This is a genomic window from Streptomyces sp. UF-297, from assembly GCF_058245575.1.
Window position 1 is genome coordinate 17,030 of record NZ_JBSIBZ010000008.1, and the last position, 13,475, is coordinate 30,504.

The 13,475-nt window shown below is 72.5% G+C and carries 11 protein-coding genes; 2 read left to right on the forward strand and 9 right to left on the reverse strand.

Going from position 1 to position 13,475, the window contains the following annotated elements; translation table 11 throughout:
• Positions 1-141: 141 nt before the first annotated feature.
• Positions 142-1,581 carry an LCP family protein gene (locus AC4IJH_RS07140; RefSeq protein ID WP_490850683.1) on the forward strand — a complete coding sequence of 480 codons (1,440 nt, stop codon included), beginning with the start codon at positions 142-144 and terminating at the stop codon, positions 1,579-1,581.
• Between the two features lie 80 nt (positions 1,582-1,661).
• On the opposite strand, the gene AC4IJH_RS07145 is transcribed toward AC4IJH_RS07140, so the two are convergent.
• From AC4IJH_RS07145 to AC4IJH_RS07175, 7 genes are all read right to left on the reverse strand, one after another.
• Positions 1,662-3,515, reverse strand: a complete 1,854-nt coding sequence (locus tag AC4IJH_RS07145; protein WP_490850684.1) for an ABC transporter ATP-binding protein — start codon at positions 3,513-3,515, stop codon at positions 1,662-1,664.
• Complete coding sequence (locus AC4IJH_RS07150) at positions 3,512-5,245, reverse strand: ABC transporter ATP-binding protein (protein WP_490850685.1); 1,734 nt, start codon at positions 5,243-5,245, stop codon at positions 3,512-3,514. Before AC4IJH_RS07150 ends, AC4IJH_RS07145 begins: the two co-directional genes overlap by 4 nt.
• A gap of 61 nt (positions 5,246-5,306) precedes the next feature.
• Positions 5,307-6,329 carry an NAD-dependent epimerase/dehydratase family protein gene (locus AC4IJH_RS07155; RefSeq protein WP_490850686.1) on the reverse strand — a complete coding sequence of 341 codons (1,023 nt, stop codon included), beginning with the start codon at positions 6,327-6,329 and terminating at the stop codon, positions 5,307-5,309.
• An 82-nt stretch (positions 6,330-6,411) separates the two neighbouring features.
• Positions 6,412-7,662 carry a nucleotide disphospho-sugar-binding domain-containing protein gene (locus AC4IJH_RS07160; RefSeq protein ID WP_490850687.1) on the reverse strand — a complete coding sequence of 417 codons (1,251 nt, stop codon included), beginning with the start codon at positions 7,660-7,662 and terminating at the stop codon, positions 6,412-6,414.
• Positions 7,663-7,717: 55 nt separating this feature from the next.
• The gene (locus AC4IJH_RS07165; RefSeq protein WP_490850688.1) at positions 7,718-8,770 is read right to left on the reverse strand and encodes an NAD-dependent epimerase/dehydratase family protein; all 1,053 of its coding nucleotides are present in this window, start codon (positions 8,768-8,770) and stop codon (positions 7,718-7,720) included.
• A gap of 84 nt (positions 8,771-8,854) precedes the next feature.
• On the reverse strand, positions 8,855-10,057 hold the full coding sequence (locus AC4IJH_RS07170; RefSeq protein ID WP_490850689.1) for a nucleotide disphospho-sugar-binding domain-containing protein: 1,203 nt from the start codon (positions 10,055-10,057) through the stop codon (positions 8,855-8,857).
• A 16-nt stretch (positions 10,058-10,073) separates the two neighbouring features.
• Complete coding sequence (locus tag AC4IJH_RS07175) at positions 10,074-10,931, reverse strand: NmrA family NAD(P)-binding protein (RefSeq protein ID WP_490850690.1); 858 nt, start codon at positions 10,929-10,931, stop codon at positions 10,074-10,076.
• 146 nt (positions 10,932-11,077) lie between these two features.
• Between AC4IJH_RS07175 and AC4IJH_RS07180 the strand changes: the two genes are divergently transcribed.
• Complete coding sequence (locus AC4IJH_RS07180) at positions 11,078-11,815, forward strand: TetR/AcrR family transcriptional regulator (RefSeq protein WP_490850691.1); 738 nt, start codon at positions 11,078-11,080, stop codon at positions 11,813-11,815.
• Between the two features lie 16 nt (positions 11,816-11,831).
• Here the strand turns inward: AC4IJH_RS07180 and AC4IJH_RS07185 are convergent, their stop codons facing one another.
• On the reverse strand, positions 11,832-12,815 hold the full coding sequence (locus AC4IJH_RS07185) for an NAD-dependent epimerase/dehydratase family protein (protein ID WP_490850692.1): 984 nt from the start codon (positions 12,813-12,815) through the stop codon (positions 11,832-11,834).
• Positions 12,799-13,470 carry a dTDP-4-dehydrorhamnose 3,5-epimerase family protein gene (locus AC4IJH_RS07190; protein ID WP_490850693.1) on the reverse strand — a complete coding sequence of 224 codons (672 nt, stop codon included), beginning with the start codon at positions 13,468-13,470 and terminating at the stop codon, positions 12,799-12,801. The genes AC4IJH_RS07185 and AC4IJH_RS07190 overlap by 17 nt, the downstream gene beginning before the upstream one ends.
• Between the last annotated feature and the right edge of the window lie 5 nt (positions 13,471-13,475).

The window sequence follows — 13,475 nt, forward strand, 5'->3', positions numbered from 1 at the left end:
GCCCTGTAGAGATGGCCTGTAGAGTGCCGCAAGGCGCGTGAGCGCCGAGGCAGGGGGGTGTAGTGGGGTACATGGTGGGGAATTCGGAGACGAGGTGCAGGTCCTGACCCAGGGCCCGCCACCTCCCGAGGCGGAGGTGCGATGGGTCGGTCAGTCAGCGAACGCCCCATATCCGGACGGCAGCAGGACAGCGGCGCGCAGCGTTCCGGCGGCGGCAGACGGCGCAAGGCGCCCGAGCGCCGGCGCAAGCCGAAGCTGACCAGGCGCGGGCGGATCTTCGCCTGGACCGGCGGCATCCTGGGCGGCGTGCTGGTCATCGCGCTCGGCCTGGGCGTGTGGGCGTACATCAAGCTGGACGGCAACATCAACGGCGTCGACGTGGGCAGCAAGCTGGGCGGGGACCGCCCGGCCAACCTCAGCCCCGGCTCCAAGAACATCCTCGTGGTCGGTTCCGACACCCGCACGGGTGCCAACGCCAAGTACGGCAAGAACCTGGAGACCATGCAGTCGGACACGCTGATGGTGCTGCACATCGCGGCCGACCGGAAGTGGGCCACCGCGGTCTCCTTCCCGCGTGACTCCTGGGTGCCGATCCCCGCCTGCGACCGCGGCAAGGGTCAGATGTCCAAGCCGCACACCTTCAAGATCAATGAGGCGTTCTCCATCGGCGGGGAGTCGGGCGACGTCGCCAACGCCGCCGCCTGCACCATCAAGACCGTGGAGAAGAACACCGGGCTGCGCATCGACCACTTCGTGTCGGTGGACTTCCAGGGCTTCAAGGGCATGGTCAACGCGCTGGGCGGGATCGAGGTCTGCCCCAAGACGGCCATCCACGACAAGAAGGCCCACCTGGACATGGAGGCCGGCTGCCAGAACGTCCAGGACGAGAAGGCGCTCGGCTACGTCCGTACCCGCTACAGCGTCGGCGACGGCTCCGACATCGGACGCATCGGCCGCCAGCAGGAGTTCATGAAGAAGCTGGGCGAGAAGGCCCAGTCCAAGCTGGGCAGCCCCGACGCCCTGTACGGCTTCCTGGACTCGGCGACCAAGTCCATCACCACCGACGAGGAACTGGACGGGCTCAAGCCGCTGTACGACCTGGCGGGCACGGTCAAGGGCATCCCCAGCGACCGGCTCACCTTCGTGACCGTGCCCAACTACGGGCGCGAGGCGGACGTCCCCACCGACAAGGCCAATGTGGTCTGGCAGTACCCGCAGGCCGGCAAGCTCTTCAGCGATCTGGCGCACGACCGCGAGGTCGACAAGGACAAGCTCGCGCAGGAGTCCAAGAACCCCATCTTCGCGCGCTCGGTCAAGGTCCGGGTCCTCAACGGCACGGGCAAGACCGGCGACGGGGCCAAGGCGGCCGAGCAGGTACGCAAGCTGGGCTTCACGGTCGTCGGCGTCGACAACGCGAAGCCCAACGTCCCCAAGACCGAGGTCAGCCACCCCGCGGCCCTCAAGGCACAGGCCGAGGTGCTGGCGTCCCGCTTCCCGGGCACGAAGACCGCCGAAGCGGCGGACGCGATGCCGGGCGTGGTGACCCTGACGGTCGGTCCTGACTTCCCGCTGCCGAACTGAGCCGGTATGGATGCACGAAATCGCGCTCACCGCTGGACGGTGAGCGCGATTTCGTGGGTCGATCCAAGTGCCGACGAGCCTCAGCCCGCCTGCTGGACCGCCTCGGCGAACTGTGCCGCGTGCAGCCGGGCGTAGGCTCCATCTTCGGCGAGCAGCTCTTCATGGGTGCCCCGCTCCACAATCCGGCCCGAATCCAGCACCAGGATCACATCGGCGTCCCTGATGGTGGACAGCCGGTGGGCGATGACGAAGCTGGTACGGCCCCGGCGCAGTGAGCTCATGCCCTGCTGGATGAGCATTTCGGTACGGGTGTCGACCGAGCTGGTCGCCTCGTCCAGCACCAGGATCTCCGGTTCGATGAGAAACGCCCTCGCGATGGTGAGCAGTTGCTTCTCTCCGGCGCTGACATTGCCGCCCTCTTCATCGATCACCGTGTCGTAGCCGTCGGGCAGGGTCCGGATGAAGTGGTCGGCCTGGGTGACACGGGCCGCCGCGACAATCTCCTCGCGGGAGACCCCATCCGCCCCGTAGGCGATGTTCTCGGCGATCGTTCCACCGAAGAGCCAGGTGTCCTGGACCACCATGCCGATACGGGAGCGCAGCTCACCCCGCGGCAGGGTGGCGATGTCCACTCCGTCCACGGCGATCCGCCCGCCGGTGACCTCGTAGAACCGCAGCAGCAGGTTGACCAGCGTGGTCTTGCCCGCGCCTGTGGGCCCGACGATGGCGACCGTCTGGCCGGGTTCTACGGTCAGGCAGAGGTCCTCGATGAGGGGCTTGTCCGGGTCGTAGTGGAAGCTGACGTGGTCGAACTCCACGCGCCCGCGCGGGTGTTGACTCACCGGCACGGACTCGGGCAACGGTCCTGAGGGGTCAGGCAGCTGTTCCTCGGTGTCCAGCAGCTCGAAGACCCGCTCGGCCGAGGCCACCCCGGACTGCAGCAGGTTGGCCACCGCGGCGACCTGGGTGATGGGCTGGTTGAACTGCTGGGTGTACTGGATGAACGCCTGCACGCCGCCGATGGTCATCCCGCCGGACGCCACGCTCAGCCCGCCGGCCACCGCTACCAGCACATAGCCGATGTGGCCGACGAAGGTCATCGCGGGCCGGATCAGGCCGGAGACGACCTGGGCCTTGAAAGCGGCGGTGAACAGCGCGTCGTTGTGCTCGGCGAAGGTGGCGGCGGCCTGCTCCTGGCGGCCGAAGGCCGTAACGACGGCGTGGCCGGTGTAGATCTCCTCGATGTGCCCGTTCAGCTTGCCGGTGGAGGCCCACTGCGCCACGAACTGCGGCTGGGCACGCCTGGCGATCACCTTGGTGAGGTGGACGGACGCCGGCACCGTCACCAGCACGACCAGCGCCAGCAGGGGGGATATCCACAGCATCATCGCAAGGACCCCGATGACGGACAGCACCGAGGTGATGATCTGGGTCAGGGTCTGCTGCACGGTCTGGGCGACATTGTCGATGTCGTTGGTGACGCGCGAGAGCACCTCGCCGCGCGGCTGACGGTCGAAGTAACTCAGCGGCAGACGGGAGAGTTTGGCGGTGGCCTGCGCCCTGAGGCGGAACGCCGTCCGCTCGGCGACGGCCGCCGTCAGCCGTTCCTGTACGAGGGTGAACAGGGCCGATCCGACGGCGGCGGCGGTGGCCAGCAGCAGGACCTGCCCGACCGCGGTGAACTCGACGCCGTCGCCCCGTATGCCGTCCAGGATCAGGTCGGTGGCGCGGCCCAGGACGGCGGGCACCAGGACGGACAGCGCTACGCCGGCGATGCCGAGCACGACGACGACGGACAGCAGTGCGCGGTCCGGCCGCATGCCGCGCAGCACCCGCGCGCCGGAGGCCAGGAAGTCCACGGCCTGCTCCCCCGCGGGCCCGCCTGCGGCCGGTCCGCCGGCCTTGTTCCCGCGCTTGCGCCGGCGCACGGTCATACCGCCTCCTGGTCGGTGAGCTGGGAGTGCACGATCTCCCGGTACGTCGGGTTGGCCGCCATCAGTTCGGCGTGTGTGCCCAGCCCCACGACCCGTCCTTCGTCCAGGACCACGATCCGGTCGGCGCCACGGATCGTGGCCACCCGCTGGGCGACGATGACCACCGCCGCCGCCCCGGTCTCGCGCGCCAGCGCCGCGCGCAGGGCGGCATCGGTCGCGTAGTCCAGGGCCGAGAAGGAGTCGTCGAAGAGGTAGATGTCGGGGCGGGCCACCAGGGCGCGGGCGATGGCCAGCCGCTGGCGCTGGCCGCCGGAGAAGTTGCCGCCGCCCTGGGCGACCGGGGCCCGCAGCTGTTCGGGCAGCGCCGCCACGAAGTCACGGGCCTGGGCGACCTCCAGGGCCCGCCACAGATCGGCGTCCTGGGCGTCCGGGTTGCCGTACCGCAGATTCGAGGCGACGGTCCCGGTGAACAGGCAGGGGTTCTGGGGCACCAGCCCCACGGTGGACCGCAGCAGCGCCGGGGCCAGCTCGCGCACGTCGCTCCCGCCCACCCGCACGCTGCCCCCCTCGGCGTCGAAGAGCCGCGCCACCAGGTGCAGCAGCGTGGTCTTGCCGCTGCCGGTCGAGCCGATGACCGCCGTGGTCCGTCCCGGCTCGGCGATCAGGTCGACGCCCTTGAGCACGGACTCCTCGGCGCCCGGATAGCGGAAGTCGACGCCCCGCACCTCAAGGTGCCCGGGCGCGCGAAGCGCGGTGACGGGGGACGGCGCGGCCTGCACGCCGGGGACGGTGGTGAGCACCTCGCGGATGCGTCCGGCGCTGACCTCCGCCCGTGGCACCACCATGAACATGTACGCGGCCATGATGGCGGCCTGGAGAATGAGCAGCAGGTACTGCAGGAATGCGATCAGCGCGCCGACCTGCATGGAGCCGCTGTCGATGCGGTGCCCGCCGAACCACAGGACGGCGATGTTGGCGCCGTTGAGGATGAGCATGATGCTCGGCAGCATCAGGGCGTTGACCCGGGCGGCGCCGAGCGAGACCTCCATCAGCTCGGTGTTGGCCCGGGCGAAGCGGCGCTGCTCGTGCTCGTCGCGGACGAAGGCCCGGATGACCCGGATGCCGGTGATCTGCTCGCGCAACAGGCGGTTGACCCGGTCGATGCGGTCCTGCATCTTCTGTGACAGCGGCGCCATCTGACGCAGGATCAGTACGACCACGAGCAGCAGCACGGGCCCGACGATCAGCAGCAGCCAGGACAGGGTGGCGTCCAGGGACAGCGCCATCACGACACCGACCACGGCCATGACGGGGGCCGGCACCACCAGGGTGAAGGTCAACAGCACGGCGATCTGGACCTGTTGGACATCATTGGTGGTGCGGGTGATCAGCGAAGGGGCTCCGAAGCGGCCGACATCGCGTACGGAGAACTCCTGGACCCGGGCGAAGACGGCGGCGCGCACATCGCGGCCGACGGCCATCGCGACCTTGGCGCCGTAGTACACCGCGGCCATCGCGCACACGATCTGCAGCAGCACCACGGCGAGCATCACGCCCCCGACCGCCAGGACGTGCCCGGTGTCCCCCTTGGCCACGCCCTCGTCGATGAGCCCCGCGTTCAGGGTCGGCAGGTACAAGGTGGCCAGGGTCTGCACGAACTGGAACAGCACCAGCAGGGTCAACGGCCGTGTGTACGGGCGCAGATGGGTGCGCAGAAGTCGGATGAGCAAGCGTCCTCCTGGCCGCGGCGGGATGGGTCGGGGGCGGATCCGGGACGGGGCCCGGCAGGGGTCAGCGGGCGACGAGGCCGGCCAGGCGGCCCTCGCACAGCGCGGCCACGGTGCGGTGCAGCGCTTCCTCCAGCGGCACCTGGGGGCGCCAGCCGGTGACGGCCCGGAAGGCGGAGGAGTCGACCTCGACGCTGCGGAAGTCGATGCCCTCCGCCTGCGCGGGCGGCTCGACGGACACCACCGGCACCTGCGGGGCGCCGGTGTGGCGGGCCACGATGCCGGCGATCGTGGTGAAGACCGAGCCCAGTTCCTCGCCCCGGCCGGTGCCGATCAGCCAGTGCCGACCCGCCAGGGCGTCGATGTGGTCGAGCGCCGCGAGGAAGGCGGCCGCCGCGTCGTCGACGTAGACCAGGTCGCGCCGGACCGTGCCGTCGTGCCACATCGACAGCGGCGCACCGGCCAGGGCGCGGCGCACCATCGTGACCACCACGCCCTTGTCCGGCACCGTGGACTGCGGACCGTGCCCGAAGACCGTCGGCAGCCGCAGTGACACACCCCGCAGTACGCCTTCGGCGCTCGCCCGCTCCAGCGCCCGCTCCGCCGCGAGCTTCTGGCGGCCGTAGACGCCCTGGGGGGCATCGGTCTCGGTGCCGTCCAGCCGGATGCGGTCGGGCAGGCCCACCTGGAGGGTGGTGCCGGCGAACACGACGGCCGGCGGCGGCCCGCCGGCGCGCTGCTCGCGCAGCGCCCCGATGAGGTCGCGCATCACGCCCACGTTGACCCGCTCGGCCTCGGTGTCGCCCTCGGCGATCCGCCAGGTCGCCTCGCCGCCGATGCAAGCGGCCAGATGGATCACGGCGTCGGCGCCGCGGACCGCGTCGGCGAGGACTCCGGGCCGGGTGAGGTCGGCGGTGCGCACCTCGGTGCTGGCCACCGCGCCCGGCGGTACGGGGGTGGGGCGGCGCGCCACCACCCGCAACCGGATGGGACGGCGGGCGAGCTGCCGGGTCACGGCGGAGCCGACGAAACCCGAGGCACCGAGCACGGTGACCAGAGGTCTGCGCGGGACGTCGCAGTGCGTCATGGTGATCACTTCCCTTTGGTTCGCCTCGAATGAACGACTGGGTGGCCGGGGAGGCCCTGGGGTGGTGCGGCCGACGGCTGTCTCACGCGCCGGCCAGTTCCTCCAGCGAGGCGACCAGGGCCGCGGGGGACCTGCGGGCCTCCAGTTCCTGGCGCAGCCCCTGGGCCCTGGCCTTGAAGTCCCGGTCCGCGAGGATGTGCTGGGCGGCGCCGCGGACCGCGTCCGGGACTGCCGTGGCGGCGTGGAGGTAGCGGGCCACGCCCGCCCCGGCGAGTCTCGGCGCGATCACTTCCTGGTCGTGGCCGGGCGGGAGCACCAGCTGCGGCACCCCGGCGGCGAGCGCGGTCATGGTGCAGCCGCCCCCGGCATGATGGATCGTCAGATCGCTGCGGGACAGCAGCAGATGCAACGGCACGTACTCCTCCAGCACCCGCATGCCCGGCGGCAGCGGTCCTGTGCGCTCCCGGTCGGGGCCGGTGAGGGCGAAGATCACGTCGAGGTCCAGGCCGGCCAGTGCTTCGGCGACCCGCGGTACGGGGAAGGAGGAAGGGCCGAACATGGTGCTGACCGAGGTGCCCCACACCACGCACACCCGCGGCTTCTCCGGCAGAGTCCCCAGCCACTCCGGGGCGAGCCCCGGCCCGTTGTACGGAATGTGGCGCACCGTAAGGCGGTTGCCGCTCAGCGGCGGCGCCACGCTCGTGGGGCAGGGGTCGATGACGTGCTCGTACACCTCGGGCCCCATCGCCCCCACGCCGTAGCGGCCGAAGGCGTCGCTGAGGTCGGGCGGGAGGAAGGTGGAGGTGTGCTCCTCGCCCGGGGGCAGGCCCGGCACCGGGTCCAGCGGGCCGACCGGGCCCCACAGGTGGAGCAGTGCGGGCACCTGGAGGACCCGGCCGAGCAGCGGCCCCTCCAGGCTCATGAGGTCGTGCACCACCAGGTGCGGCCGCCATCGCCGGGCGTATGCGACGGCGGCGTCGGTGCTGGCGCGGGCGTTGGCGACCAGGCGGTCGGCGTGCTCGCCGAACCAGGCGGCGGCGTCGAAGGCGTCCGGGGAGTCCAGCGGCAGGCCGGTGTCGGGGTGCGGCGGCAGCTCGGCGAAGGGCCACCGACCGGCCTGTGCCTGCCGGCAGTTGTGCACCCGCGCGGTGACGGCCAGGTCCGCCGGGACCAGGACGGGCACCGGGAGCAGGCCGGCCCGCCGCACCGGCTCCACCTGGCTCGGCGCGCAGGCCACCCGCACTTCGTGGCCGCTGGACTGCAGCGCCCAGCCCAAGGGCACCAGGGAGAACCAGTTGGTGGTCCAGTCCGACACCGTGAACAGCACGCGCATCAGTGCCGCCCTCCCCTCACAGCGATCCGTTCCGAGGTCATCCGCACACTCCTGTTCATGTCCGCTCCCCTGCCGGCCCCTGGTGCGGCGCTCCCAGCGCCGCGAGCTGGTCGGCCAGCGACTCCTCCAGGCCACGGCGGGGCCGCCACCCCAGCAGCAGCCGGGCCCGCGAGATGTCCAGCTGCTGCCACTCCACGCCGCTGCCGCCCGCCCGCTCCTCCTCGACGACCGGTACGGGCAGCCCGCTGAGCGCGATCATCCGCTCGACCAGCCAGCGCACCGCGACGGCCTGCCCGCGGCCGATATTGATCACCTCGCCCGCGATGTGTGCCGCCGGTGCGCGGGCCGCGGCGAGCACGGCGTCCGCCACATCCCGTACGTCGACGAAGTCGCGGCGGGCCCGCAGGGGCGCCAGCCGCAGCTCGGCCGACGGCACCGCGCCGCCCCTGCGGGCGGGGGCGGCGCCGAGCCGGGCCAGATGGTCGGCGACGGTGCCCAGCAGGCTGCCGCCGGGGGCGCCGGGGCCGCAGACATTGGCGATCCGCAGCACCGTCGCGTCCAGCCCTTCGGTGTGCGCGGCGCGCAGCACGGCGTGCGAGCCGTGCAGCTTGGAATGCCCATAGGCGGTGCACGGCAGGGCCGGGTGGTCCTCGGCGATGCTGGTGCCGCTGGCCGCGGGACCGTACTCGTGGACGGTGCCCAGCTGGATCAGCCGCGGTGGCCTGGGCAGCAGGCCGAGCGCCGCCACCAGCCGGTCGACCAGGCCGGCGTGCGCCTGGGACATCTGCGCTTCACCTGCCTGCCAGGCCCGGCCGACGGCGTTGACGACGACCTCCGCCTCGGCGCGCACCAGCAGCGCGGCCAGCTGCCGCGGCTCGGCACCGACCAGGTCGAGCCGGGCCGCCCCGTTGCCGCCGGACGGCGATGGGAGGTCCGGGGCCTGCCGGGAGACCCGCAGCGTCCGGGCTCCAACAGCGCCGAAGGCGTCGTGGATGTGACGGCCGAGAAAGCCGGTGCCACCCAGGACGACCACCGACCGGCCGGCAAGTCCGCCCGGGACCAGGGCCGTTGCCGCGATCCGGGGATCGCTCTGCCTCGCAATTCCCATCGCCTTCTCCTCGGGAGTGTGCTTGTGACGGTCCTACGGAGCAGGCCGGGCCGGCCCCGGAGGCCCTGTGCACCTCCGGCAGGCTCAGCCCGGCGCCGGCGGCCGCCCCTGCAGCGCCATCCGCTCCAGGTCGGCGGCGACCAGGGACGGGGCGGGCATCCGCGCCATGTCCTGCCGCAGCTCTTCGGCGGCCCTGCGGTAGCCGGGGTCGCCCAGCAGCTCCGCCAGCGCCGCGCGCACCCGGTCCGGGTCGTCCTGTGCTTCGGCGGTGTCCAGGGTGATCCCCGCGCCCGCCGCCGCCAGCCCGTCGCTGTTGGCGAAGGTGTCGCCCAGCTGGGGCAGCGCGAGCTGGGGCAGTCCGGCGGCCAGCGAGCTGAGCACCGTGCCGGCCCCGCCGTGATGGACCATCAGGTCGCAGCCCGGCAGCAGCAGGTGCAGCGGGGTGGGGGGCACCATCCGCACCCGGTCGGGCACCCGGCCGACGGCGTCCCGGTATTCCGGGGGGACGGTGGCGATCACTTCGGTGTCCGGCAGGTCCGCGAAGGCCCGCAGCACACTGCCCACCAAAGGCGCGCCGTTCAGGAGCAGGGTGTACGTCCCCAGCGAGACCACCACGCGCCGCGGGGCCCCGCGGCCGCCGCCGGGCCGCTCGCGCAACTCCCGCAGCCAGGGCGGGAATTGGCCATTGCCGTTGTACGGGACGTAGCGCACCGGCATCCCCGGCTCGGCGTCCGGATGCTGCAGGGCGGGCGGGCAGGGGTCGAGGATCACCGTCGGGTCGGGAAGCGCGTCCAGCCCGGCGTCCCGCCACCACGGCGTCAGGTGCGGCGCCATCGCCCGGCGGGCCGGACCCGAGATGGGGTCCACGCCCCAGCGGTGGTGCGCCACCGGTACGCCCAGCGCGCCGCCCACGATCAGGGAGCTGTAGTCCATGGGGTCGGCCACGACCAGGTCGGGCCGGAAGGCGCGCGCGAAGGCGAGGTACTCCGGCAGCACGTATTTGGTGTGCACCATCCAGGTGTAGCCGAGCTGGCCCAGCGACTCGGGCGGGGTGCGGGGCAGGACCGCCACCGGCCGCTCGCCCCCCACCATGGCGCGCATCATGTCCTCGCCGTGGAACCAGGGCCCGATACTCACGCCGCTCAGCCCGGCCGCCCGCACCGCACCCATCACGTCCGGCTGCCCGGCCACCAGGACCTCGTGACCGGCCGCCCGCAGCGCCCACGCCAGCGGCACCAGGGGCGTGAAGTGGGTGGCGGCCGGGGTGCTCATCATCAGAACGCGCATCCGCGGTACCCGGCGCTCAGCGGAAGTCGGCGGCGTGGTCCAGGGCCCACTGGTGCAGGCTGCGGGCCGGCACGCCGGTGACCTCCTGCACGGTGTGGCCCACGGGCTGTTCCACCTGCGCCATCTGCTCGTAGGCGGCGAACAGCCCGTCGATGTCGGCAGCGGCCCAGCCCTCGTCGAGCATGGCCGCGCGCAGCTCCTCCTGCGGGACCTCCTCGAAGCGCACCGGACGGCCGATCGCCTCGCCGATGATGCGCACCTGGTCGATCTGGCTCAGCGCCTCGGGGCCGGTGAGGACGTACTTCTGTCCCGTGTGCCCGTCCTGGGTCAGGGCGAGCACCGCCACCGCCGCGATGTCCCGCTCGTGGATCAGCACCCGTACGGAGCTGCCGAAGGCCTCACGCACGACGCCCTCGCGGACCTGGTCCGCCCACTCCAGCAGGGTGGCCGCGAAGCTGCCGCAGCGCAGGAACGTCCACTGCGCACCGGTCTTCTCGATCATCCGCTCGATGCCTATGTGGAACCGGTTGATCGGGTCGTCCTGCTCCTCCTGGTCCTCGCGGATGCCGGCCGAGGAGAGGTAGACCACGCGGCGCGCCCGCTCGCCGATCGCCTCGACGACGGCGGGGGCGTCCTCCAGCGTGAGGTAGGGCCAGACCAGGAACACCGACTCCACGCCGTCCAGGGCCGGGACGAGCGTCTCCGGAGCCGTCAAGTCCCCCTTGACGACGTCGGCTTCGGCCGGGAGCCCCGCGGCTGCCGGGTCACGGACGAAGGCACGGACCGGATGGCCCGCCGCCACCAGCTGGTGGACCACCTGACGTCCGATGTTGCCCGTCGCCCCGATCACCAGGGTCAGACCTTGCGCCGCCACGGAAAGCTCCCTTCGCCGGCACGCCACGAATGCGTACGCCGTACTCTTGCGTACATCGTACTCATGCATACGCTATACGCAACGGCGAATTTTCCGGCCGTGACCGAGCAGTGGAGCCCTGACGGGGCGACAGAGGGGAAGTGCACGTGGCCGCGACCGGCGATCCGCAGTCCGATGTCATCTGGATGAGGCCGCAGCGCCCGAGGCGCACCGCACAGGTGCACCTGGACCGCGACCAGATCACCGGTGCGGCGCTGGCCATCGCGGACGCCGAGGGCGTGGCGGCGGTCACCATGCGGCACATCGCCGAGCGGCTGGGCTGCGGCACGATGTCGCTGTACCGGCACGTGCACACCAAGGACGAACTGCTCGACCTCATGGTCGACGCGGCGACGGGGGAAGGCGAGCGGCCCGAGCGGCCCTCCGGTGACTGGCGCGCGGACCTGGCGGGACTGGCCCGCGCCAAGCGCAGGGTCGTACTGCGGCACCCCTGGCTCGCCTCGCTCCGGGCCGGACGCCCGATGCTCGGCCCCCACTCGGTGGCCGAGACCGAGTTCGCGCTGTCCGCGGTGGCCGGGCCGGGGCTGTCGATGGACGAGACGGTACGGGTCATCAACACCCTGCACGCTTTCGTCAACGGCTTCGTACAGACCGAGCTGGAGGAGCGGACCTGGCGGCGCCCGGCGGGCGATGCGGCGGAGGCCGGCAGCGGCCCCTGGCAGGAGCAGATGCTGCCCTACCTCCAGCACCTCATGGACAGCGGGCAGTTCCCGATGTTCACGCGCATGGTCAACGAGGCCGAGTCCTACCCGGACCCCGACGACGCCTTCGAATGGCAGCTGCAGCGGGTCCTGGACGGGCTCGCCGCGGGGATGCCGGGCTGACGCCCCGGCCGGAACCTCAGCGGGCCGGGGCCACGTCCGCGGCCCACATGTCCCGCAGGGACTGCGCCAGTGAGATCCGCGGCTGCCAGCCCAGCAGTTGGGCCGCGAGCCGGATGTCGGCCCTGATCCAGTCGCCGCCCAGGCTGCGCACGGTGTTCTCGCGGTTCTCCCGCTCGGCCACGGCGCCGGGGGGCAGATCGGCGGCGGTACGGGCCAGCGCGACCAGCTCACGGGTGGGCACCGCGACTCCGCTGCCGAGGTTGACGACGTGGCCGCTGACCGGGAGCCGGGCCGCCGGCAGCGCCGCCGCGGCCGCGTCGCGCACATCGAGCCAGTCGCGCCGGGAGTCGGCGACGGTCAGCGTCACCGCGCCACCCGCGGCGGCCTCGCGCAGCAGGGCCAGCAGCTTGCCGGGGAAGCTGGCGGGCGAAGGGCCGGGCCCGCAGACATTGACCAGCCGCAGCACCACGCCCTCCACCGCCCCCGCGCGGGCCGCCCGCAGCACGGCCTGCGAGCCCAGGAGCTTGGTACGGGCGTAGGCGTTCACCGGCCGGGTGCGTGCCGACTCCCGGACGGAGGTGCCCGGTTCGACCGGCCCGTACTCGTGGACCGTGCCGATGTGCACCAGGCGCGGGCGCCACGGCAGCGGCGCCAGGGCCCGGATCAGCCGCTCGGTGGCCTCCACATGAGCCGCGTACAGCTGCGCCTCGGTCCGCTCCCACCCGTCGGTGGCGTTCGCCGCGTCGGTGGCGTTGACCACCACCTGCGGGCGCGCCTCGGACAGCAGCCGGGACAGCTCCCCCTCCGTGGCGGCGACCAGGTCCAGGGAGCGGAAGCCGTGTGCCGCGGGCCGGGCCACGGCGGTGCGGGCCACCGCCAGCACGCGGTAGCCGACACGCGCGAACCCGGCGCAGATGTGCCGCCCCACCCAGCCGGTGCCGCCCAGGACGACGGCGCACGGCGCACCGGGCGGCGGAGGCGGGTCAAAGGGTGCGGGCATCGGCGCGGCTCCTTCGCGTATCGGGGTCCGGTGCGGCGGCCCGCGACGACCAGAACTTCTCCTCGGCCGCCAGGCACTCGGCGTAGTCCGGGAGCAGCCCCGCGGCGGCGGCCTCGGCGAGCGTGGGGGCGACGCGGTCCCGCTCGGACAGGATCAGGTCCTGGCCCTGGGGGACGGGCAGCCCCAGCTCGGGGTCGAAGGCGTACAGCGCCATCTCCTTCTCGGGGATGTAGCCGCCGCAGATCAGGTACGAGATCAGGGTGTTGTCCTCCAGGGCGACGAAGACATGGCCGACGCCGGTGGGGAAGTACACGGCGCGCGGGCTCTCCTGGTCGAAGAGCACCACATCGTGCCGCCCGAAGGTGGGCGAACCCACCCGTACGTCGATGACGATGTCCAGGGCCCGGCCGCTGGGGCAGCACACGTACTTGGGCCTGCCGGGCGGCGCCGCGGTGTAGTGCAGGCCGCGCACCACACCGCGCCGGGACCGGCTGAAGCTGGCCTGGGACACGGCGAAGACGGGGCGGCCCACCGCGCGGGCGAAGTCCTCCTCGCTCAACGACGGTACGGTCAGGCTGTTTTCGTCGCGTCCGTCGCGTTCGCCGGGGACGGTGAATGCGAAGGCGCCGCGCACGGCGAGCTCTCGGGCTGGCATGGCGG

Coding starts and splice junctions, on each gene's coding strand:
- AC4IJH_RS07145 (WP_490850684.1), bottom strand. CDS start 3,515: ATGACCGTGCGCCGGCGCAAGCGCGGGAACAAGGCCGGCGGACCGGCC.
- AC4IJH_RS07170 (WP_490850689.1), bottom strand. CDS start 10,057: ATGCGCGTTCTGATGATGAGCACCCCGGCCGCCACCCACTTCACGCCC.
- AC4IJH_RS07140 (WP_490850683.1), top strand. CDS start 142: ATGGGTCGGTCAGTCAGCGAACGCCCCATATCCGGACGGCAGCAGGAC.
- AC4IJH_RS07190 (WP_490850693.1), bottom strand. CDS start 13,470: ATGCCAGCCCGAGAGCTCGCCGTGCGCGGCGCCTTCGCATTCACCGTC.
- AC4IJH_RS07160 (WP_490850687.1), bottom strand. CDS start 7,662: ATGCGCGTGCTGTTCACGGTGTCGGACTGGACCACCAACTGGTTCTCC.
- AC4IJH_RS07155 (WP_490850686.1), bottom strand. CDS start 6,329: ATGACGCACTGCGACGTCCCGCGCAGACCTCTGGTCACCGTGCTCGGT.
- AC4IJH_RS07185 (WP_490850692.1), bottom strand. CDS start 12,815: ATGCCCGCACCCTTTGACCCGCCTCCGCCGCCCGGTGCGCCGTGCGCC.
- AC4IJH_RS07165 (WP_490850688.1), bottom strand. CDS start 8,770: ATGGGAATTGCGAGGCAGAGCGATCCCCGGATCGCGGCAACGGCCCTG.